Here is a 20979-nt window from a genome sequence, read left to right on the forward strand (position 1 = left end):
GGTCATACATGACGGATAAGTCAATTAAAGAGTTAGCAGTCAGCGTAGGTCTTCCAGTTGAAAAACTATTAGATCAGGTGCGAGATGCTGGGTTGCCTCAATCTAAGGCAGAAGACACAATCTCAGTAGAACAGCAAGACCGTTTAGTCGCTCATTTGAAAAAAGCGCATGGGCAAGACAGCGGCAGCGCAGGAAAAATCACGTTGAAACGTAAAACTACGAGTACTGCAAAAGTAGCAAGTACATCAGGTAAAGCTAAAACTATTAACGTAGAAGTTCGTAAGAAGCATACGTTCACTAAGCCAGATCCTGAACAAATTAAAGCTGAAGCATTGGCAAAAGCAAAAGCTGAAACTGAAGCAAAAGCACAGCAAAAAGTTGAAGTTAAACCAGTTCAAGCTGAAGAGAAGGCGCAACCTGCAGTAAGTAAAGCGAAAGCGAACTTAGATGCAATGCGTGCTGCAGCGAAACAATCGAGTGAGAAGCAAGAAGTTGCTAAAGCTGCGGTTGTGGTTAAACGCAAGTCAACAAATAAACCGATTGTTAAACAAGCAACTAAGCCAACTGAAACTGCAGAACAGAAAAAAGCACGTGAAGCTGAAGCTGCTAAATTAAAAGCAGTTGAAGAAGCAGCACGTCGTAAAGCAGCTGAAGAAGCACAACAACGTACGCTTGAACAAATGCGTCAGATGGCTTCTAAGTACTCTAATGAAGATGCAACTGCAACGATTCGTGTGGTCGATGATTCTCCATTGGCTGCTGGTCTTGTTGGTCAAGCATACGAAGATTCATTCGCGAAAGAAGACCGTGACATTAAGCGTGGTAATAACACACCAGGTGCACGTTCTCCTAAGAAAGGTGGTCGTCGTGGTCAAGAAGAGCAATCTTTCCGTGACAACTCTCATAAACGTGGTTTGAAATCAAGCCAAGCTAATAAACATGGTTTCGAGAAGCCAGTTAAAAAGCAAGTTTATGATGTTGAAATCGGTGCAACTATTGTTGTTGCTGACCTTGCTGCAAAAATGGCGATTAAGGTTCGTGAAGTAATTAAAACACTCATGAAAATGGGTGAGCTTGTCACTCAAAACCAATCAATCGACCAAGATACAGCAGTTCTAGTGGTTGAAGAAATGGGTCATAACCCAGTTCTAGTATCAGATACTCAAGCGGAAGATAACTTGCTTGAGGCGGCTGAAGAAGCACGTGGTGCACAAACAACGCGTCCACCAGTGGTTACTATCATGGGTCACGTTGACCATGGTAAGACATCGCTTCTTGATCGTATTCGTCGTGCGAAAGTAGCGCAAGGTGAAGCGGGCGGTATTACACAGCATATCGGTGCTTATCACGTTACAACGGATAAAGGTATTATCACGTTCTTGGATACTCCGGGACACGCAGCATTTACTGCGATGCGTTCACGTGGTGCGAAAGCAACTGATATCGTTGTATTGGTGGTCGCAGCTGATGATGGTGTTATGCCACAAACAGCGGAAGCGATTGACCATGCTCGTGCAGCAGGTACGCCAATCATTGTTGCAATCAACAAGATGGATAAAGAATCTGCTGATCCAGATCGCGTATTGAATGAATTGACAACTAAAGAAATCGTGCCTGAGCAATGGGGTGGTGATGTCCCTGTAGCGATGGTTTCTGCGCACACCGGTGCAGGTATTGATGAGCTTCTTGACTTGATCTTGATTCAATCTGAACTTCTAGAGCTTAAAGCTTCTGAAGAAGGTGCGGCACAAGGTGTTGTAATCGAAGCACGTGTTGATAAAGGTCGTGGTGCGGTTACTTCGATTCTTGTTCAAAATGGTACATTAAAAGTAGGTGACCTTGTTCTAGCTGGTGCATCTTACGGTCGTGTACGTGCGATGACTGATGAAAATGGTCAACGTATTAAGTCTGCAGGTCCATCGATTCCAGTTGAAATCTTAGGTCTTCCAGAAGCGCCAATGGCAGGTGACGAAGTTCTTGTTGTAAATGATGAGAAGAAAGCACGTGAAGTGGCTGATGCGCGTATGGATCGTGAACGTCAAAAACGTTTAGAGCGTCAATCTGCAATGCGTCTTGAAAACTTAATGGCTTCTATGGGCAAAAAAGATGTGCCGATTGTGAATGTTGTTCTGAAGACAGATGTTCGCGGTACATTGGAAGCGCTTCATGTTGCATTGGCTGAACTTTCAACTGATGAAGTGAAAGTGCGTGTAATTGGTTCAGGTGTTGGTGCGATTACTGAGTCTGATGTCACACTTGCAGAATCTTCAGAAGCATTCTTATTAGGCTTTAACGTTCGTGCAGATAATACAGCGCGCCAAAAAGCTGACGCAGATGGTATCGACATCCGTTACTACTCAATCATTTACCAATTGATTGATGATGTGAAAGATGCAATGAGTGGTAAGCTTGCACCAGAACATCGTGAAACAATTCTTGGTGTGGCTGAAGTACGTGAAGTATTCCACTCGAGTAAGTTTGGTGCTGCAGCAGGTTGTATGGTTCTTGAGGGCTTATTACACCGTAATAAACCAATTCGTGTCTTACGTGATGATGTGGTTGTGTTCCAAGGTGAACTTGAATCACTTCGCCGTTATAAAGAAGTGGTTGAAGAAGTTCGTGCTGGTATGGAATGTGGTCTTGCAGTCAAAGGCTATAAAGACATCAAAGTACTCGATAAAATCGAAGTCTATGATGTTCAATTAATTAAACGGAGTCTTTAATGGCGGGTAGTCAACGTCTTAAGCGTATGGCGGACACGGTTCAGCGAGAATTGTCTGAACTTATCCGTCAGGAGCTGAAAGATCCACGCTTAGGTGGTCTTGTGACCATCTCAGCGGTGAAAGTGAGCCCAGATTTAGGCTATGCTGAAGTTTATGTTACTGTCATGGGGCGTGAACTTGGTGATGAGCAAAGTGAAGCAGCAAATAAAGATACTCTAGATGTTTTAAATAAAGCATCAGGTTTTCTGCGTCATGAGCTGAGTCGTCGTATTAAGACACGTATCACACCTCGTTTACGTTTCCATTATGATAAAACTAATGCATACGGGAACTACATGTTTGGTCTAATTGCTGAAGCTGTGAAGGACTTACCTCCAGCTGACGATAAAAAAGACGAAGAGTAATTTCAAACAAAAAGCCACCTTAGGGTGGCTTTTTTTATTTTAATGTTTTTATATAAATTAAAGCCATAAAATAAATGCTACATTCAATTTTGAATTTGCGTATACAATATTTTTAATTAAACAAATACAAATAAATAATGAGGTTGATGTCATGCAAATTTTAAAAAAATCAGCTGTTGTGCTCGCATTATCAAGTATCTTGCTTTTCACAGGTTGTGGGTACAATACACTTCAAGCGAAAGATGAAGCGGTGACTGCATCATGGTCTGAGGTACAAAACCAATACCAGCGTCGAGCAGACCTTGTTCCGAATTTGGTGAATGTAGTTAAAGGATATGCAAAACATGAAGAACAAGTTTTAACTGAAGTCACAGAGGCACGTGCAAATGTTGCAGGGCTCAAAGTTGATAAAGAAGTTCTTGAAAATCCTGAACTATTCAAGCGTTATCAAGAAGCGCAATCGCAAATGACAAGTGCATTATCACGTTTGCTGGCAGTGACTGAAAACTATCCAGATCTTAAAGCGAATGAGCAATTCCGTGATTTGCAGGTACAATTAGAGGGTACAGAAAACCGTATAGCAGTTGCGCGTAATCGCTATATTTCTACCGTCCAAGATTACAACACCTATGTTCGTCAATTCCCACAAGTCGTAACTGCGAAAGTCATTGGCATGGATGCAAAAGAAAACTTTAGTGCTGAAGCGAGTGCACAAAAGGCACCGAATGTTTCTTTTGATTAAATCAAAGATTTGAAGTTGATGAATATGAGCATAAGAACTCAGCATCTTAGACACAATAGTATGAAATTGCTTTCATGGCTATTTGTCTTTGCGATGACCTGTACATTGCAAATGGTTCATGCAGAATCTGCAACAGCAGTAGATCATGAGTCTGACGCGATTGTGCTGGGAAAAGTGATTCAACCCAACTCAACAAATCCATCATCAAGTGCTCAGCAAAATAAACCAACTCCAGTACCTCCTGTTACTGTTTCAAATGATATGCAGGAAGGAGACACACAACGTCAACTCCCTACATTAAATGAACCTGTGATAGATCAAGCGAATATACTTTCTCCTCAAGAAAAGTCAGAACTCGATACAATAATTCGCGGTCTATATAATGAGGGTAAGGCTCAAATTGGAATCGTCATCGTTCCAACAACTGGTCAGGAAGGTATCTTTGATTTTGCAATGCGGACTGCACAGACTTGGGGGTTAGGTTCTGCTCAACAAGATAATGGTTTATTAATCGCAGTGGCAATTAATGATCGAAGATTACATATCGCAACAGGCTATGGATTGGAAGGTGTGATTCCAGATATCGTTGCGAGTCGAATCATTCGCGAACAAATCACCCCTTATTTTAAAGCCAATGAATTTGGACAGGGTTTAATTGCAGGGGTTAGAGAAATTGAACGAATTGTTAACCTTGATCCTGAAATTGCCCAACAGGCTGCTGAAGAGCTGAAACTTAGACAAGAACAAGCCTTAAAAGCGCAATATGCAAAAGAAAAGACATTTAACACGGTATTATTTGTTTTGATCGCTGGTGTGATTGGTTCTTTTATCATTGGTAATCGTTTAAGTGCTTCGGTCGCGGGTGTTACTGCTTTTGCTGCGAGCATGATTTATGGTTCAGGGATTTTAATCAGCTTAATTGTGGGTATTGGAATTTTCTTTTTATTATTTACATCCATCGCACAGTTGATTTTCCAAGCATTTTTATCTGGCGGAGGACGCGGCGGCAGTGGCAGTCGAGGCGGATTTGGCGGTGGTGGATTTAGTGGCGGTGGTGGTGGCTTTGGTGGGGGAGGTGCGTCAGGCTCATGGTAACAAAAACTGAAACGACAGAAATTATCACTGAACCAAAGTTGCAACAAGCATCTCAACCAAGCTTCAAGCGCTGGATTAGACACTTTTGTTATTTGCCTGCGTCTAAACGCTATTTTTCTAAGATGGATCAAAATGCAATTGCTGAGGCGGTGAAACATGCGGAGCAAGGTCATGTTGGAGAGATTCAAGTGGTCATTGAGGGGTATATTCCATGTGCCTTAGCTTATTCCATGAATACTCGTCAGCGTGCCGAACAACTTTTTGCTGAATTAGGTGTATGGGATACAGAATTTAATAGTGGTGTACTGATATATTTAAATCTATGTGAACAGAAAGTTGAAATTGTGATAGATCGTGGGATTCAAAACGCAACAACGCAACAAGATTGGCAAGCAATCTGTGATCACATGATTCGTGAGCTAAAAAATAAGAATTATAAACAGGGTGTTATTGTTGGTGTAATAGAAGTCGGTGAAATTTTGAATCGTTTTTATGATGATAAAGTGCAAGATTTAGAAAATGAGCTCAGTAATCAGCCTATTATTCTAAATTGAGTTAAGAAAAGTGACAAAAAATGTCACTTTTTTACATAAATTAACATTAATAATAAATTTGAAAATTATTTATTGGCAACCTTGAAGCGTTATCCGAAAATAGCATCAGTTAGTTAGCAACAACAAAATCTATTTTGGGGATAGGTTGTTAACTTTGAACTTAAAAAATTAGGAGAGATGTTATGAACGCTCAAAAAGGTTTTACTTTAATCGAGTTAATGATTGTTGTTGCAATTATCGGTATTCTTGCTGCGATTTCGATTCCTGCTTATCAAAATTACACAGCTAAGTCTCAAGTTGCAGCTGGCCTTGCAGAAATTACACCTGCTAAAACAAATGCAGAAGCTAAATTAGCTGAGGGTTTAGCAAGTTCAGTAACGACACCTTCTGTATTGGGTATTCAGGGAACTACTGGTCGTTGTGATATTAAAGTAAGTGTGGCTGCAACTGGAGAGTCTACAATTGAATGTAAATTAAAAGGTACATCTTCAATTGACGGTAAAGTTATACAGTGGACACGTGCTGCAGATGTCGCAGATACTGGTGAAATCAAGCCTTGGGTATGTGCGACTAATGTTGCAACTGAGTTCCAACCTAAAACTTGTACAACTACAGCTACACCGATGCCTTAAATGATATAAGGGAGCATAGCTCCCTTTTTTTATGAGAATTTATCTAGCTTTAAGCATTTTTTTTTATGGATTAGGTATATTAAATCCTATTCATAATAAGCCATATCCAAGTTTTTTTTCAGAAATATTTATATTTCTGTCATTAATTTTTTTGTTTTTAATAAATAAAAAAAATAGAGTCCCATTAAATTTTGCATTGATTTTTTTATTTTATACAGGTTTTTTTTTAATAACTAATTTTTTAATATCGAATAATGGTGAAATTGAATTTTATTTAATTTATATATTCTCTTTTATTGCCTCTCTGACTATTTCTTATTCGATGGTCAAAGAGGGGGATATTCAAAATTTATTTAACATTACTGCTAAGGTTTTCATATTCTTGGGGTTGATTTCATCAATATATGCTATTTCCCAATGGCTTAACCTAGAAATTAAATATTTAACTAATAATCTAATAGGTCTACGACCTTATGCTAATTTTGCCCAACCTAACCATTTATCAACCTTTTTATTATTAAGTCTTATATCAGTTTTTTATATATATGAAAAATCAAATAGAAATAATTTTTTTCTGTTCATGATTCTTATCATTTTAATGTTTGGTATTGTGCTTACTCAATCTAGAACGGCTTGGGTAATAATGTTTTTTATTCCAATCATGGTTGTATTTAAATCAAAAAAAATAATTCTCAAACTAACAAAATGTTATATGCTTTGTATATTTTTTTTATTTTGGATGTTAGTAATATCTTTACCCTATATTAATGATTTACTTAATTCGCGTTTTAATATAATAAAAATTAATGGAATATCTGAGAGGGTAACTTCAGGATATCTACGTTTTGATATATGGAATCAAATGATTCATGCAATTAAGGATAAACCTTGGTTGGGTTATGGTTTGGGACAAACAACTTCTGCACAATATGCAGTAATCGATACTTACCATGGTCGAGAATGGATATCAAGTTCGCATAATATTATTTTAGACATTTTAGTATGGTGTGGTCTTCCTTTAGGATTGATTCTTATTCTATATTTTGGACGCATGTTCTGGTTATTTGTCTTAAAATCTAAAAGTATCGAGACACTCTGCTCGGGGCTAATGATTTCTATAATGTTAATTCATGCTATGCTTGAATATCCTTTAAATTATGCTTATTTTTTATTACCATTTGGATTTTTGTGTGGTATTAGTCTTTCAGAGCAAAAAATTAAAACAATTGAAATAAGTAATAAGTACGGATATTTAGCTACAATTATTGGTCTCTTGATAGTGGTTCAAGTTTTTAAAGAGTACGCACAGATCACGGACAATATAGTTGCTGCTAATACTCATGAAATGAATGAACTAAAAACAGAAATTGAATTACCTTACGAATCATTTTTCTTTGATAAATATGAAGATCGCGCTCGATGGATTGCACAATATCCATATATGGAGGTAAATCAGAATGTACTTGATCTTGCTGAGCGTAATTTGAATTCTTTTCTAACTCCTTATGATTTGTACAAATATTCAATTTTATTAGCGCATAATGGGCACAAGGAGATGGCTGAGCGTCAATTGAAAATACTTAAGGTTATGTATGGTATTGATCATTCTTATGAAAGTCTTTTTATAAAGACACAAAGTGTCGAAATACCCTCAGAAAATTGAAATTACTGAGTTCACTCATTTAAAGAGTATAATAGGTTTAGTGTATCTATATTGAATTTCATATGCAGAAGCTACTTTTACTATTTTCTGTCTTTATTTTTATCCTTTCTTTGCTCTTACCGTATCACCGTTCTCCTTGGCCAACCTTTGGTTCAGAAGTACTGACGTTTATTGCAGCCTCTTTTTTATTACTATGTTTAGCAAAATCTAAAGTAAAAATCGCAAAACCACAGCTTTATTTATTGCCAATTTTGAGTATTCCACTCATTCAATTTATTTTTGGACAGAATATCTATTTCAGCAATGCTTTATTTAGTTTTGCGTATATTCTGTTCTTTGTATTGATGGTCATTGCTGGATATCAACTTTGCCTTGAGCATAAAAATAGAGAACAAGTATTTAAAATTACTTGTTTAACATTTGTTTCAGTTGGAGTTATCTCAGCTGTATTTGCTGTGCTTCAATGGCTCCAGTTAAATTGGTTTTTTGGTGATCTTATTTACCCGCTAAAGGGAAATAGACCTTACGCCAATTTAGCTCAACCCAATAACTTAGGTACTTTACTTTTTTTGGGGCTACTTAGTTCGCTCTATCTATTTGAAAAACGGTTACTTTCCAATCTTTATGTTATACCAATAGCATTTGTCATTTTATTCGGAATTGTTTTAGCACAATCTCGAACAAGCATTATCGTTTGTGCTTTTATCGTGATCTATTGGTTAATCAAACAATTCAAAAAACAGAATCGATTTTCATTGACCCATTTAGCTTTTTGGTTAGGTGTATTTGTACTCTTAACACTGAACTTAACTATGATCAACCAGTTGATTTTTTCTATTGGTGATTCAGCTTCAGTTGTGCAAAGTTCCGCAGCAAACCGTGCTGTCCAAGGTATGGGCGATATTCGTCTTGATATGTGGCAACAAATGATAGCTGCAATTCTGCATCAACCATGGTGGGGGTATGGATGGAATCAAACAGGCTTAGCACAATATTATATTACCGATACCTTCCAAGTTTCACTTTGGTATAAAAGTGCACACAACATGATTCTAGATCTATTAGTCTGGAATGGCTTGATTCTAGGTGGGCTTATTCTTCTGTACTTTGCAGCTTGGCTACTTTGGCTCAATAAAGGGGTGAAGGATAATATATCGATCATTGCAACATTAATGGTATGTGCAATCCTCATTCATGGGATGTTAGAGTTTCCTTTACATTATGCTTATTTTTTACTTCCAGCAGGTTTCTTACTGGGCATCATTCAGGCGCAATATGCAAAATTGCCTTCAGTGAAAATAAATGGTCGAGTGTTCGCAGTGGTTGCTCTTATCACGATTGTGGGTGCTTTAGTCACGACACGGGATTATTTTTTATATAAAGAGCAAAGTGTACTCGCATCAAAGGCTGAAGCTTTAACAGCAGATCAACAACACACCATGCAAAAGAAAATTTGGCTGATAACTCAATTTAAAGAGCGCGTGTGGTGGATCGGATTAGATCCTAAAACTGAAATGACGGATCAACAACTTGCTGATCTAGAGCGAATGGTTGCAAACTTGGCATCAAAATATGATTTACATAAGTATGCACAAGTGTTGGCTTTTAATGGTAAGGAGCAAGAAGCGAAGCATCAATTATGGATTTTAGAAACATTGCATAAGCAGCATATTGAGTATAATGACTTATTGAAATAAAAAAATCCCCGAAAGGGGATTTTTTTATTTCAATCATTAAATTTGGCTTTGAATATAATTCTCTACACCAACTTGATCGACAAGGTCGAGTTGAGTGGTCGCCCAATCTAAATACTCTTCTTCTTTTTCTAAAATCTCTTGTACTAAATCACGTGTAACATAATCGAGTTGTTCTTCTGCTAATTTCACAGCAGTTTGAATCGTTTCAATATTTTCTTTTACTTTCCGAACATCGCATTGCAGCACTTCAATGGTGTGTTGACCAATATAGAGCTTACCCAAATGTTGCAGATTTGGAAGACCTTCTAAAAATAAAATGCGCTCAATGATTTTATCTGCATGCTTCATTTGACGGATAGATTCTTTATATTCCGCTGAACCGAGTTGTTCGATGCCCCAATCATTAAACATACGTGAATGTAAGAAATATTGGTTGATGGCTGTAAGATGGTGGTAAAGCACCTGATTTAACTGATGAATAACGTCACGGCTGCCTTTCATGATCTTAGCTCCAAACTCAAAATTCAGCCTATCATAGAAGGCTATCGATAGAGATTATCTTAACCCAACTTGCTAAAGCCTGACGAGTAATTTATTGAACAGCAAATGAAAATCGCAATCAAATACACTTTTGCAAAAAATAACCCCGCTGAGTCAAAGCGGGGGGAGAAATTGGAAATCTGAATTATAGTTATAGAATGAGTTGTTATTATTTTTTAGCACATGTAAGGTTAAGCGGCGATTGAAATTCTGGCAGCTATTTCAGCAAGTTCTTCATTAATAATACTGCGTGCTTCAGGAACACAGCGTCCACAACAAGTGCCTAGGTCAAGCAAGTCACGAATTTCACGATAAGATTCAGCGCCATTTGCCATAGCATCTTTAATATCTTGATCTGTAATTCCACGACATAAACAAACGTACATTTCTGCTCAACCACAAGGATAAATGCGATAGTTGATATTATTGATAATTATTATCGTTTGTCAATGAAATTCATTTAAAAATGCTGTTTAATTCATCGTTTTTCTAGATAAAAAAATGCCACCTTATAGGTGGTATTTTCTAAGATATTGAAATTATTTAGAAATAATCACAATACCATCCATTTCAACCAGTGCGCCTTTAGGTAAACTTGCAACGCCTAATGCTGCACGAGCTGGATACGGCTGAGCGAAATATTCACCCATAATTTGGTTTACCAATTGAAAGTGAGATAAATCAGTGAGAAAAATATTCAGTTTAGCAATATCAGCTAAAGAACCACCAGCAGCTTCACAAACTGCTTTTAGATTATCAAATACACGACGAATTTGAGCTTCAATGCCCTCAACCAATTCCATGCTATATGGATCTAATCCAATTTGTCCTGAAAGATAAAGTGTATCGCCGACAAGAATGGCTTGAGAGTAAGTACCAATTGCAGCAGGTGCATTTTCAGTATGAATGACTTGGCGGGACATCTATTTCTCCATTATTCAAATCTAGCTTCATCATAAAGGATGAACACTATAGGTGAAAGCTCTAATCTGTATTTGTTTAGCAGGCTTGTGAGACTTCTTCAACCGCAAGAGGAGCTGACATGCGTGAAATACGCGGAAAACCAAATTGCATGCGGAGTTCACGAATGATTTGCGCAATTTGCTGACGACTATGAACAACAATACTCAGATAGGTTTTTGAATCGTATTTTCGAACGGACTCGATTCCGATTTTTGATTTACGACAGATATAAATCAGTTCTGAAATTTGCTCATCACTTAATAATAGATCGATACACAAGTAAGCATTGAAGTTGATTTCTGATTCACCTTCATCTTTCCAGTGCAACGGCATAATATTTTCAGGGTGTAACTGTTGTTCGTGTAGAAGGTTCTTACAGCGAGCACGGTGAACAATAAGACCGCGGCGAGATAAATGTCCCTGAATAGGATCGCCTAGCACTGCATTACAACAATGGGCATATTTTACATCTACACCATCAGTACCTAAGATCAGGCGACTTGATGCTTGATCTTGATGATGATCTTGAGCAAAGAGATGGTTCGCCACAAGTTGTGGGAGCAAATCACCTACAGCAATTTGTTCAAAAAGTTGATTCTTGCTTGGAATATGGCGCCATTGTAATAGTTCAGTCCAATTTTGATCGGTTAGATCATGAATAGAGGTATTAAATAACTTTAATGCACGATTTAAGGCTTGTTGACCGACAAGGCGCTGTTCATCAATATCTTGATCTCGCAAAATATTTTGAATAGAGCGTCTGGCTTTTTGAGTGTTGATAAAGCTCAGCCAATCCGGGTTGGGTGAAGCGAGAACATCGGTAATCACCTCAATGACTTGACCACTTGAGAGTGGTGTAGAAAGCGGTTTGATTTCACCATCAATTTTACAGCCGACGGCATGGTTACCTAAGAACAAGCTTGCAGAGTAGGCGAAATCTACTGCTGTAGCTCCTTGTGGTAACTCATGTAAGTGACCTTGAGGAGTATAGACCCATATTTTTTCTTGATGTAGATAATCTAATAGATCATTAAACGTGGTCTTAGCACAATCGCCACCGACTAAGGTATGCAAATTCTGCATAGATGCTTGAATGGCAGATCGGCATGTTTGAGGAGCATTTTCACCTAATACTACCCCAAATCGCGCAGCCTTACGCATAAGTTCAGTTTGTATGGTGAGCGAAAGCGTTGTTTTCTCGCCTTTCAAACGCAGCATCAAGGATTGATTGCCACCAGGGAGAGGGCGGCGGATATGATCTTGGTAATTTAAAACTTGGAAGTTATCTTTTAGTAACTCAACTAAACGATCGCAATCGGCAATGGTCTGGAGTACGATTTCAAACGCATGACTATGTGTGAGTTCTTGAAGGTTAATTTCGTTTTTAACAAAGTGGCGTAGCAATTCAATGTTATTGTTTTTCTTTTTAATCCGCCCAGGAATATTGGAGTTTTCCAAGAGGTCACTCAAATGCTTTTCCCAAATGGCTTGGTACTTACAGCGCTGCGGTTTGGTTTGCGCCAAAGCATCTTGAACATCATTGAACATATCTAAATCAAGATTTTGATAGCAGAGGTGTTCAAGGTTGTCAGCCATTTCATTCATGCCGACCAAACGCGCCATTGGCACGAATATATCAAAAGTTTCTTGCGCAATACGGGCACGTTTATCCGGTCTTAAAGCTTCCAAAGTCGTCATATTATGGTAACGGTCTGAAAGTTTAATGATGATCACACGAGGATCTTGTAACGTGGCTTGTAGGATTTTTCGGAATGAGGCTGCTTTATTATATTCTTTGTCACTAGAATGGCTTAATTTCGTAACACCATCGACCAGCTCAGCCACTGTTTTGCCAAATTTTTCAGTAATGTCTTCTTTGCTAAAGTCGGTATCTTCAATAACATCGTGCAGTAGTGCTGCCATTAACGTTTCTGGGTCTAGGCGCATATGCGCCAGAATACAACTTACGGCTATCGGATGCAGAATATAGGGTTCACCGCTTTTGCGTGTAATACCATCATGCGCCATGTCAGCATAATCGCAGGCCACAAGTACTCTGTCGACGTCCTTTTCAGATAAATACGCGTCGATGATGACTTTTAGCTGTTGCTTAGCTTGGCTGACCAATGGGCCTGGCATACTACACCTTTGAATCCGTGGAAGAGAGTAAAAAGTAAAAGACTTTACTAAAAATTCATATTGCTACAATGCTCTATTTTTAAATAGAGAATGGATCTAATTTTTTTAACAAATTTTTTCAATTTTGTCGAATCATTCTCTAAAAAAATTCAATAAAAAAGCCTAGTCATTGGACTAGGCTCTTTTAAATGCAGGGCTTAAGCTTATTGGAAAGAAAAACCATCTAAGTTTAAGTTATTTGCAGAAAGTGCTAAATCTAAGCTAGACGTTTGATAATCTTGCTCACGCTGTTTCAAGATATCTTTAGTGACATGACCTTCAGCGATTTCACGTAAAGCAACCACTGTTGGCTTGTCATTGTCCCATTCTACAGTTGGTTCGATACCTTGACGAGCAAGTTGACGCGCGCGTTTGCTTGCCACTAGTACAAGCTCAAAGCGGTTGTCTACATGGTCTAAACAATCTTCAACGGTTACGCGTGCCATAAGAGTTCTCGTATGTATGAAATTTTTTAACAGACTGCGCAGTATAAAATGCTTTGTCTATAGACTCAAGTTTAATCACGAATTCGGTGTGATTAATTTTTGAATTAAATCTTTATGTCGGTGAGCCTGTTGTGATAATGAAAGACGGTTCGCATTAATGACAGACTCAAGATCATGTAAAGCTTTATTAAAATCATCATTCAAGATGATGTAATCGAAGTTTACGTACTGTTGCATATCTTCTACCGCACAACTTAAGCGATGTTCAATCACTTCAACAGAATCTGTACCGCGGTTTGATAGGCGTTGGCGAAGATCAAATTGAGTAGGTGGAAGAATGAAAATTTGTTTTGATTCAGGAAAAAGTTTGCGAACCTGTTCTGCACCTTGCCAATCAATTTCAAGTAAAACATCATGACCTTTTGCAAGTTGTTCTTTTACAGTCGCTTGTGAAGTGCCGTAGTAGTTACCGAAAACTTCCGCGTATTCGATGAAACCACCTTGATTCACTTGCTCAATGAAAGATTCTTTGCTGGTAAAGTGATAATGCACACCATCTAATTCACCAGGACGTTGACCTCGAGTAGTGTGTGAAACAGAAACGTGTAAATTGCTTACGCGCTCAAGTAGGGCTTTAACTAATGATGTTTTGCCAGTTCCAGAAGCAGCTGAAACGACAAACAAGAGACCCGACATGATATTTTTCCTGATATGATAAAATATCTTCTCTATTTTAGAGCAGAGTGCTTTTAAACTAAATAGCAATTCGCATTTGTTTTAAAAAATATTCTGATTCATTGACCAAATTTTAGCGATCGTTTGAGGGTCTTATGGAAATTGTTTTAGCTAATCCACGTGGTTTTTGTGCTGGTGTAGACCGCGCTATTGCGATCGTTAATCGTGCACTTGAAAGCTTTAATCCTCCGATTTACGTTCGTCATGAAGTGGTACATAACAAATTTGTTGTGGACGATTTACGCCAACGTGGTGCAATTTTTGTAGATGAATTAGATGAAGTTCCTGATGACAATATCGTGATTTTTAGTGCACATGGTGTATCAAAAGCTGTACAACAAGAAGCTGAGCGCCGTGGATTAAAAGTATTTGATGCCACATGTCCTCTCGTGACAAAAGTGCATATCGAAGTCACAAAATATGCGCGTGAAGGGATTGAAGCCATTCTGATTGGTCATGAAGGGCACCCAGAAGTTGAAGGCACCATGGGTCAATATGATCTAAAAAATGGTGGTGCAATTTATCTGGTTGAAGATGAGGATGATGTTGCTGCTTTACAGGTGAATAATCCTAATAAGTTAGCATTTGTCACTCAAACGACACTTTCCATTGATGATACTGCAAAAGTCATTGATGCTTTACGTGCTAAATTCCCAGCCATCCAAGGGCCACGTAAAGATGATATCTGTTATGCAACTCAAAACCGTCAAGATGCGGTCCGTGATTTAGCGACTCAATGTGATGTCGTTTTAGTGGTTGGCTCTCCAAACTCCTCGAACTCTAATCGTCTTCGTGAGTTGGCAGAGCGAATGGGTAAGCATGCTTATCTCGTAGATAATGCGGATGAGCTGAAAAAGGAATGGTTTGCTGAAACCACTAAAATTGGTGTTACCGCAGGTGCTTCAGCACCTGAAATTTTGATTAAACAAGTGATTCAGCGTCTACAAGATTGGGGCGCTACGTCACCACAGGAATTAAATGGGCGAGAGGAGAATATAACCTTTAGCTTGCCTAAAGAATTGAGAATTCAAGTTACTCAAGCTTAATAATGAATTATCAATGACATAGCAGGGTAAGTGAGCAGATTGTAAAAGTGTGATCTTATCCTCATTTTAATACCATTTGTCATAACTGTGTTGGCTTTATTATTATAAAAAATTACTTTTGTAACATTAATAAATAAATACAAAAGTTTGAATATGAAAGACTTACAACGGGGCTTTACCATTATTGAGCTGTTGATTACCACAATTGTGCTATCAATCACAGCAACCATGGCTATTCCATCTTTTAAAAATATTGTTGCGCAATATCGCCTAAATTCAGATGTACGTGAATTATCAAGCGTGCTGATGATGGCGCGTAATCAAGCAACATTGTTAAGAAAAGATGTGACTGTAGATCTTCAGTCGAATCAATCAGATAGCAATACAATCTTTCATTGGACACCCAAAGCGCAAAATAAATTGACTTCATCACAAGAAAAAGTCACATTCTGGATGGATGGGGGAATTTCTGACTTTACATCTGACATAAATTTTTCTATTTGTAATAAGGTGTTAGGTGTTTCTAAAACGATAGCAATTACAAGAATGGGAACACAATATTTAAAAGCAGAGGGGACATGCTAATGCGTGCTGCGCAACAGGGGGTAGGAATGATTGAAATTCTAGTTGCCTTATTGGTTTTGGCCATTGGGGTATTGGGGTTAATAACTGCTAATAGAAATCTACCTATTTCTATATTATTATATACAAATGAGTAGATATGTTAGTATTGGCATTGCAGCTAAAACACTGGGTGTTTCCATCCAAACCCTAAGAAGATGGGATGAGGAAGGCACTTTAGTCGCAGATAGAACCCCAAAAAATCACAGACGTTACGATCTAAGCAAGATCACACCTGAACTTATCCATGATCTATCAATCCAGAACAGCCGAAAAACTATTGCTTATGCAAGAGTATCTAGTCACGATCAAAAGGCTGATCTTGAGCGACAAAAACAAGTTTTGGAAATGTACTGTGCCAAGCAGGGATGGACATTTGAGATTATTAGTGATTTAGGCTCAGGGATGAATTATCACAAAAAAGGGCTTAAGGCTCTTTTGGATGGAATTATTAATAATGAAATTGGTCGATTGGTTTTAACCCACAAAGATCGATTATTACGTTTTGGTGCTGAATTGGTTTTTGCTTTATGTGAAGCTCGGAATGTTGAAATTGTAATTATTAATCAGGGTGAAAATTTGAGTTTTGAGGAGGAGCTGGCTCAAGATGTCCTGGAAATTATCACTGTATTTTCAGCACGATTATATGGAAGCCGAAGTAAAAAGAACCAAAAGCTAATACAGGCGGTCAAAGAAGCACTATGAGTCGATTTATACGAGGGCATATCATTGAATTGATGCCCAATAATAAACAAGCAAGCCATTTTGCTCAGGCAAGTGGTGTTGCTCGTTTGTCGTATAATTGGGCTTTAAGAGAGTGGCAGCGACAATACAAGGCTGATAAGGAATATCGTGATCAGTGTGAGTATTATGATGTTGCGGTGAATGAAATGCTTCTTAATAGACCTAAAGAGAGTAAATTAAGAAAGCACCTAAACACTTTTAAATTTGAAAAATATCCTTTCATGAAGAAAGTGACTAAGTGCGCACCACAGTTGGCGATTAAGCAGTTGGGTAGTGCTTTTGATAGATTTTTTAACGGCAAATCAGGATACCCCAAGCCAAGAAAAAAAGGCAAGGATGACCGTTTTTCATTATCAAATGATCAATTTAGCGTAAAGGGTCGGTCTATTAAAATCCCTAATTTGGGTTGGGTGAAAATGACTGAGAATCTGCGCTATAAGGGTAAAATTCTCTCGGCCAAAATATTTAAACAAGGTGGTAAGTGGTTTGCATCAATCGCTGTCGAACTCACCCAGATCGAAAAGCTTAAACCGAAAACAGGTTTAAGTATCGGTGTTGATTTGGGTGTCTCTAATCTTGCCACTCTTTCAAATGGTGAGGTTATTCCTTCTAACGCACCACTTAAAAGACAGCTTGCAAAACTAAGACGACTCAACAAGTCTTTTAGTCGTAAGAAAAAAGGTAGTCAGAATCGAGAAAAAGCAAAAGCCAAGCTATCTCGCCTGCACTATAAAATTGCCTGTCTACGCAAGAATAATCTTCATCAAGTCACAACGGATTTGGTAACACGTTTTGATGTGATTTCGATTGAAGATTTGAATGTTAAAGGCATGTTGAGGAATCGTAAACTCGCAAGAGCTATATCCGATATGGGTTTTTATGAGTTTAAAAGGCAGTTGATTTATAAAGCCAAACAGCATGGAAAATCGGTACTTTCGGTTGGTCGATTCTTCCCAAGTAGTAAAATGTGTTCGTGCTGTGGTGAATTAAATCAATCTCTCACACTTTCTGCGCGAGAGTGGAGGTGCTTAGTTTGCCAAACCATCCAAAATCGTGATGTTAATGCATCAATTAATATCCTGCGATATGCGGATAAAGATTTAATCACTGCATAAGTGGTGATTAAGGCGGTGAGTTACACCGTGACAGCCTATGGAATTGAGGTAATCCCTAAAGCAAATGCTTTAGGTTCTTGATGGTGAAGTAGGAATTAAACATCAAACCCACATTGAGTAGGTTTGAGTAGGTTTTAAATAACGGTTTTCATTTTTACAAATGCGCGCAATTGATGCTTCACATGAAGCAATGTCTAAATTACAAGCCATGAATTTAGCGCGTGACTTATCTGAGAAGATACGTGCGAACTCAAATGCTTATACTCAGTATCAAGCCAGAATAAATGCAGAAACACAAACAACTACAGCCAAATCATGTGTGCAAAAAGGAACGACGAATCCATGTGTTCAAGCAGCCGATTTTGCCCATTATGATGTTGCCCAGATAATAAAAAATGCCAATGGTCTTGGTATGAGTATCAAAATGCCGAATTGCCAAGTCAGTAATAATTTGCAATCTCGCCGATGCATTTACGTAGCCTGGGAAAAACAAAACCTATCGATGATGCTTCTGCAAAAGATGCATGTACCCATGGTGGAAGTTATTTACCAAAAGCGCAATGCATCGTTATGGAGCTTTATTGATGCAGCATCTTAGGTATACACAAAAAGGTTTGACGCTAGTCGAGCTTATGATCGCTTTGGTGCTTGGATTATTGATTACCGCTGCTGCGGTACATCTGTTTTTTACAGGGCAGATGGGATTCACGATGCAGAAAGGGATGTCGGAGGTTCAAGATAACGGCAACTTTGGTCTGCGCTTTCTTACTTATGAAATTCGTAAAGCAAATTATGGTCAAGTAAATATCATTAATGATCGTTTGACGCATGGTGGCATTGTTATCACTTCAGCTCAGTCTCCAGTGGTGCCTACATCTGGTGATTTGGCATTTAATGCGACCAATATTCCCGTCAATATTTCACGAAATATTCCAAATACGGAGGTTGTGCCTGTATCGCAATCTGGTATGCCGAGTAATATAGAGTTGGTTTCAGCTGAATCTTCACAACCTGCTCAAGCGGGAATGAGCGACCAATTAGTCATGCAGTTTTATGCTGATACACAAGGTGTGGATTGTGAAGGTAATAATTACGATGCTGGACGATATATTGTTCAACGTTTTTTTCTACGTAAAGATGCAAATGCAAATATTCAAAAAGAACCACACGATGCATTGGTCTTGGCCTGTGAAGCAGGGTGGTACACGCGTAACAGCACTCAAATTTTAAAAAAATTTAATAATAAACAGACTGTCTTTGGAGCAACGAATGGTGAAATTTTGATGCATCGTGTTGATCACTTTCACTATCTGTTGGGGATTTCTAATGACGATAATACGGCACAGCAAAGATATATAAGTATTGAAGATTATAAAAAGCTCAATGTTTATCCACGTCCACGCATCAATTCAATACAGGTCGGTTTATTAGTAAGGTCATCTGAGAATGTAGGTCAAAATCAAGCAATTTCTCCTCATCAAGAATTCGAAGTTCTTGATCAAAAAGTAAAATTAAAAAAAGCACAAAAAACCGTCGCGACTAAATTTATTCGACAAGTCATTACACAAACGATCGCGATTCGAAATGGTATGAGTGTGATGGATTCAGCGGAGGGCTTATGATTCAACATCAACGTGGTGCAACGCTGATTGTGGTACTGATTATGTTAGTTCTGCTCACCATTATTGGTACTTGGGCGATTCGACAAAGTATGGTGAGTTTGAATATCACCACCAACAGCCAAGCGCAACAATTGTTAATGCAATCTTCCGATACTGTTTTTTATCGATTGGGGCATGGCGGCTATGCTGCCTCCAGTGGTAACCCTCTGAGCTTAATTGGTTACTCGATTCAGAATGAAGGTGACGAAGTCATATTCTGTTTTAGAAACCAATCCAATAGTGCGTAATGTTTCCAACAGTAGTGTATTGCGTTGGAATGAAGCAATGAGTGATGTCTCAGTCGATGGTGTTTCTGGGTTTTGTTCATTATCAAATGATGGGGATTATGCCAGTGCTCGTAAGGCGCAATTAACTCAGGTGTCTGTAATCGTAAGCCCTCCATCAGACAGTGATCATGATATCCCACTTTCAAACGCAAACGTTGGAACTGATACTGAAAGTATAGGACAGCCTTCTGATACAAAAAAAATAACAGTCTATTCAACATCGCTCTTACCCGCATTGTCTTCGACAGATTTAACGGATGAAATCCATCTTTGTTTGCGCCGACCACATACAGCACCATTGGTGGGTAATGCACAAACCATTTCGTCCTGTTTAAAGGATATTGGTGTGCCGTATAACACCCAAATTCAAAGTTACATTTTTGATGCTTATCAGCGCGCTGAATCTTAATGGGGATGTATTGTGAATAAAAATATAAAGAATCATTTTACAAAAAAGATGATTGCGCAAAGTATTGCAGTCGTGATGGCATTGGGTGCGATCCCAATGCAATTGAGTGCCAGTGATCTACAAATTTATCAAAATCCTGTAGCAAAAAATAATCCGATTATCATGTTGGCGATTGATAACTCGATGAGTATGAGTGCAGTAGATGCAACTTATAAAGGTCAAAGTGTTAGCCGTTTAAATGCCTTAAAAAACTCATTGGTAGATGCCTTAAATGCAAAGGACTTATCAGGAAATTATCGTATTCCAGATAATGTTTATATTGGGGTGTCGGTGTTTACGTCAACGGGTGAAATAGGGACAACAGAAGATTGGTTAAGCTATGGTGAAAATGCTCGTTCATCTAAAATCTTACTAGAAGCAAAACAACTTACACCTGCTCACCGTACGGATTTAATCAATAAAATTAATAGTATTGGAGCCGTAGGTAGTACGCCCACACCACTATTACTCTCAGAAACTTATGCGTATTTACTAGGAAATCGTACCTTTGGGGCTAACCTAAAAGGCATCGATTTACTTCCTTCATCTAAATATTCCGGTGGTGTTTCAAAAAGTATGCTGAAAAAAACAATATGGCTTTTGATAAAATAGAGGTATGAAAATAACGCTACAAATCAAATGTCCTACCTGTCTAAGTAACAATATAAAGAGAAATGGCATCAAA

Annotated in this window: 24 protein-coding genes; 18 read left to right on the forward strand and 6 right to left on the reverse strand. The window is 38.3% G+C overall.

The genetic code is table 11. The features are described from left to right. The first annotated feature begins 8 nt into the window (after positions 1–8). The 8 genes from infB to FTV32_RS11200 all read left to right on the forward strand — a co-directional run bounded on the left by infB (position 9) and on the right by FTV32_RS11200 (position 9510). Positions 9–2723, forward strand: coding sequence for a translation initiation factor IF-2 (gene infB / locus FTV32_RS11165; protein WP_180028666.1), 2715 nt, complete (start codon positions 9–11; stop codon positions 2721–2723). Then, positions 2723–3127 carry a ribosome-binding factor A gene (locus tag FTV32_RS11170; RefSeq protein WP_035266025.1) on the forward strand — a complete coding sequence of 135 codons (405 nt, stop codon included), beginning with the start codon at positions 2723–2725 and terminating at the stop codon, positions 3125–3127. Before infB ends, FTV32_RS11170 begins: the two co-directional genes overlap by 1 nt. A 151-nt stretch (positions 3128–3278) precedes the next feature. Then, positions 3279–3869, forward strand: a complete 591-nt coding sequence (locus FTV32_RS11175) for a LemA family protein (RefSeq protein WP_180028667.1) — start codon at positions 3279–3281, stop codon at positions 3867–3869. 60 nt (positions 3870–3929) lie between these two features. After that, the gene (locus FTV32_RS11180; protein ID WP_180028668.1) at positions 3930–4964 is read left to right on the forward strand and encodes a YgcG family protein; all 1035 of its coding nucleotides are present in this window, start codon (positions 3930–3932) and stop codon (positions 4962–4964) included. Then, positions 4958–5518, forward strand: coding sequence for a TPM domain-containing protein (locus FTV32_RS11185; protein WP_180028669.1), 561 nt, complete (start codon positions 4958–4960; stop codon positions 5516–5518). The genes FTV32_RS11180 and FTV32_RS11185 overlap by 7 nt, the downstream gene beginning before the upstream one ends. Before the next feature lie 182 nt (positions 5519–5700). Next, positions 5701–6150, forward strand: a complete 450-nt coding sequence (locus tag FTV32_RS11190; protein WP_180028670.1) for a pilin — start codon at positions 5701–5703, stop codon at positions 6148–6150. A 31-nt stretch (positions 6151–6181) separates the two neighbouring features. Continuing rightward, on the forward strand, positions 6182–7813 hold the full coding sequence (locus FTV32_RS11195; protein WP_180028671.1) for an O-antigen ligase family protein: 1632 nt from the start codon (positions 6182–6184) through the stop codon (positions 7811–7813). Positions 7814–7875: 62 nt separating this feature from the next. Beyond that, the gene (locus FTV32_RS11200; RefSeq protein WP_180028672.1) at positions 7876–9510 is read left to right on the forward strand and encodes a PglL family O-oligosaccharyltransferase; all 1635 of its coding nucleotides are present in this window, start codon (positions 7876–7878) and stop codon (positions 9508–9510) included. A 36-nt stretch (positions 9511–9546) separates the two neighbouring features. Here the strand turns inward: FTV32_RS11200 and bfr are convergent, their stop codons facing one another. From bfr to gmk, 6 genes are all read right to left on the reverse strand, one after another. Further along, positions 9547–10011 carry a bacterioferritin gene (gene bfr, locus FTV32_RS11205; RefSeq protein WP_180028673.1) on the reverse strand — a complete coding sequence of 155 codons (465 nt, stop codon included), beginning with the start codon at positions 10009–10011 and terminating at the stop codon, positions 9547–9549. Between the two features lie 230 nt (positions 10012–10241). After that, positions 10242–10436 carry a bacterioferritin-associated ferredoxin gene (locus FTV32_RS11210; RefSeq protein WP_035264349.1) on the reverse strand — a complete coding sequence of 65 codons (195 nt, stop codon included), beginning with the start codon at positions 10434–10436 and terminating at the stop codon, positions 10242–10244. Between the two features lie 153 nt (positions 10437–10589). Then, the gene (locus FTV32_RS11215; protein ID WP_180028674.1) at positions 10590–10973 is read right to left on the reverse strand and encodes a RidA family protein; all 384 of its coding nucleotides are present in this window, start codon (positions 10971–10973) and stop codon (positions 10590–10592) included. A 76-nt stretch (positions 10974–11049) separates the two neighbouring features. Further along, the gene (locus FTV32_RS11220; protein WP_180028675.1) at positions 11050–13152 is read right to left on the reverse strand and encodes a bifunctional (p)ppGpp synthetase/guanosine-3',5'-bis(diphosphate) 3'-pyrophosphohydrolase; all 2103 of its coding nucleotides are present in this window, start codon (positions 13150–13152) and stop codon (positions 11050–11052) included. Positions 13153–13355: 203 nt separating this feature from the next. After that, positions 13356–13637, reverse strand: coding sequence for a DNA-directed RNA polymerase subunit omega (gene rpoZ / locus FTV32_RS11225; protein WP_035264331.1), 282 nt, complete (start codon positions 13635–13637; stop codon positions 13356–13358). Positions 13638–13712: 75 nt separating this feature from the next. Next, on the reverse strand, positions 13713–14333 hold the full coding sequence (gmk, locus tag FTV32_RS11230; protein ID WP_035264330.1) for a guanylate kinase: 621 nt from the start codon (positions 14331–14333) through the stop codon (positions 13713–13715). A 134-nt stretch (positions 14334–14467) separates the two neighbouring features. Here gmk and ispH point away from each other — a divergent pair, with 134 nt between their 5' ends. From ispH to FTV32_RS11275, 10 genes are all read left to right on the forward strand, one after another. After that, on the forward strand, positions 14468–15418 hold the full coding sequence (ispH, locus tag FTV32_RS11235; protein ID WP_092766665.1) for a 4-hydroxy-3-methylbut-2-enyl diphosphate reductase: 951 nt from the start codon (positions 14468–14470) through the stop codon (positions 15416–15418). A 153-nt stretch (positions 15419–15571) separates the two neighbouring features. Beyond that, positions 15572–16003, forward strand: coding sequence for a Tfp pilus assembly protein FimT/FimU (locus tag FTV32_RS11240; protein WP_092766666.1), 432 nt, complete (start codon positions 15572–15574; stop codon positions 16001–16003). Further along, on the forward strand, positions 16003–16137 hold the full coding sequence (locus FTV32_RS17510) for a prepilin-type N-terminal cleavage/methylation domain-containing protein (RefSeq protein WP_257227620.1): 135 nt from the start codon (positions 16003–16005) through the stop codon (positions 16135–16137). The genes FTV32_RS11240 and FTV32_RS17510 overlap by 1 nt, the downstream gene beginning before the upstream one ends. Continuing rightward, complete coding sequence (locus FTV32_RS11250) at positions 16130–16744, forward strand: IS607 family transposase (RefSeq protein WP_180028676.1); 615 nt, start codon at positions 16130–16132, stop codon at positions 16742–16744. Before FTV32_RS17510 ends, FTV32_RS11250 begins: the two co-directional genes overlap by 8 nt. Continuing rightward, positions 16741–17898 (forward strand): RNA-guided endonuclease TnpB family protein, encoded by a 1158-nt coding sequence (locus tag FTV32_RS11255; RefSeq protein WP_180028677.1) that lies wholly within the window; start codon positions 16741–16743, stop codon positions 17896–17898. The genes FTV32_RS11250 and FTV32_RS11255 overlap by 4 nt, the downstream gene beginning before the upstream one ends. Positions 17899–18058: 160 nt before the next feature. Then, complete coding sequence (locus FTV32_RS11260; protein WP_180028678.1) at positions 18059–18496, forward strand: hypothetical protein; 438 nt, start codon at positions 18059–18061, stop codon at positions 18494–18496. Further along, positions 18483–19520 (forward strand): PilW family protein, encoded by a 1038-nt coding sequence (locus FTV32_RS11265; RefSeq protein WP_180028679.1) that lies wholly within the window; start codon positions 18483–18485, stop codon positions 19518–19520. The genes FTV32_RS11260 and FTV32_RS11265 overlap by 14 nt, the downstream gene beginning before the upstream one ends. Then, positions 19517–19807: a PilX N-terminal domain-containing pilus assembly protein gene (locus tag FTV32_RS17515; protein WP_257227621.1), complete on the forward strand. Its 291-nt coding sequence runs from the start codon at positions 19517–19519 to the stop codon at positions 19805–19807. Before FTV32_RS11265 ends, FTV32_RS17515 begins: the two co-directional genes overlap by 4 nt. Continuing rightward, positions 19761–20255: a hypothetical protein gene (locus tag FTV32_RS11270; RefSeq protein ID WP_257227622.1), complete on the forward strand. Its 495-nt coding sequence runs from the start codon at positions 19761–19763 to the stop codon at positions 20253–20255. The genes FTV32_RS17515 and FTV32_RS11270 overlap by 47 nt, the downstream gene beginning before the upstream one ends. 12 nt (positions 20256–20267) lie before the next feature. Beyond that, entirely contained in the window at positions 20268–20906 is a 639-nt protein-coding gene (locus tag FTV32_RS11275) for a hypothetical protein (protein WP_180028680.1), read from the forward strand. The last annotated feature ends 73 nt before the right edge of the window (positions 20907–20979 follow it).

The sequence above is a fragment of the Acinetobacter sp. YH16032 genome (assembly GCF_013417345.1).
Lineage (GTDB): Bacteria > Pseudomonadota > Gammaproteobacteria > Pseudomonadales > Moraxellaceae > Acinetobacter.

Coding starts and splice junctions, on each gene's coding strand:
- infB (WP_180028666.1), top strand. CDS start 9: ATGACGGATAAGTCAATTAAAGAGTTAGCAGTCAGCGTAGGTCTTCCA.
- FTV32_RS11170 (WP_035266025.1), top strand. CDS start 2,723: ATGGCGGGTAGTCAACGTCTTAAGCGTATGGCGGACACGGTTCAGCGA.
- FTV32_RS11175 (WP_180028667.1), top strand. CDS start 3,279: ATGCAAATTTTAAAAAAATCAGCTGTTGTGCTCGCATTATCAAGTATC.
- FTV32_RS11180 (WP_180028668.1), top strand. CDS start 3,930: ATGAAATTGCTTTCATGGCTATTTGTCTTTGCGATGACCTGTACATTG.
- FTV32_RS11185 (WP_180028669.1), top strand. CDS start 4,958: ATGGTAACAAAAACTGAAACGACAGAAATTATCACTGAACCAAAGTTG.
- FTV32_RS11190 (WP_180028670.1), top strand. CDS start 5,701: ATGAACGCTCAAAAAGGTTTTACTTTAATCGAGTTAATGATTGTTGTT.
- FTV32_RS11195 (WP_180028671.1), top strand. CDS start 6,182: ATGAGAATTTATCTAGCTTTAAGCATTTTTTTTTATGGATTAGGTATA.
- FTV32_RS11200 (WP_180028672.1), top strand. CDS start 7,876: ATGCAGAAGCTACTTTTACTATTTTCTGTCTTTATTTTTATCCTTTCT.
- bfr (WP_180028673.1), bottom strand. CDS start 10,011: ATGAAAGGCAGCCGTGACGTTATTCATCAGTTAAATCAGGTGCTTTAC.
- FTV32_RS11210 (WP_035264349.1), bottom strand. CDS start 10,436: ATGTACGTTTGTTTATGTCGTGGAATTACAGATCAAGATATTAAAGAT.
- FTV32_RS11215 (WP_180028674.1), bottom strand. CDS start 10,973: ATGTCCCGCCAAGTCATTCATACTGAAAATGCACCTGCTGCAATTGGT.
- FTV32_RS11220 (WP_180028675.1), bottom strand. CDS start 13,152: ATGCCAGGCCCATTGGTCAGCCAAGCTAAGCAACAGCTAAAAGTCATC.
- rpoZ (WP_035264331.1), bottom strand. CDS start 13,637: ATGGCACGCGTAACCGTTGAAGATTGTTTAGACCATGTAGACAACCGC.
- gmk (WP_035264330.1), bottom strand. CDS start 14,333: ATGTCGGGTCTCTTGTTTGTCGTTTCAGCTGCTTCTGGAACTGGCAAA.
- ispH (WP_092766665.1), top strand. CDS start 14,468: ATGGAAATTGTTTTAGCTAATCCACGTGGTTTTTGTGCTGGTGTAGAC.
- FTV32_RS11240 (WP_092766666.1), top strand. CDS start 15,572: ATGAAAGACTTACAACGGGGCTTTACCATTATTGAGCTGTTGATTACC.
- FTV32_RS17510 (WP_257227620.1), top strand. CDS start 16,003: ATGCGTGCTGCGCAACAGGGGGTAGGAATGATTGAAATTCTAGTTGCC.
- FTV32_RS11250 (WP_180028676.1), top strand. CDS start 16,130: ATGAGTAGATATGTTAGTATTGGCATTGCAGCTAAAACACTGGGTGTT.
- FTV32_RS11255 (WP_180028677.1), top strand. CDS start 16,741: ATGAGTCGATTTATACGAGGGCATATCATTGAATTGATGCCCAATAAT.
- FTV32_RS11260 (WP_180028678.1), top strand. CDS start 18,059: ATGCGCGCAATTGATGCTTCACATGAAGCAATGTCTAAATTACAAGCC.
- FTV32_RS11265 (WP_180028679.1), top strand. CDS start 18,483: ATGCAGCATCTTAGGTATACACAAAAAGGTTTGACGCTAGTCGAGCTT.
- FTV32_RS17515 (WP_257227621.1), top strand. CDS start 19,517: ATGATTCAACATCAACGTGGTGCAACGCTGATTGTGGTACTGATTATG.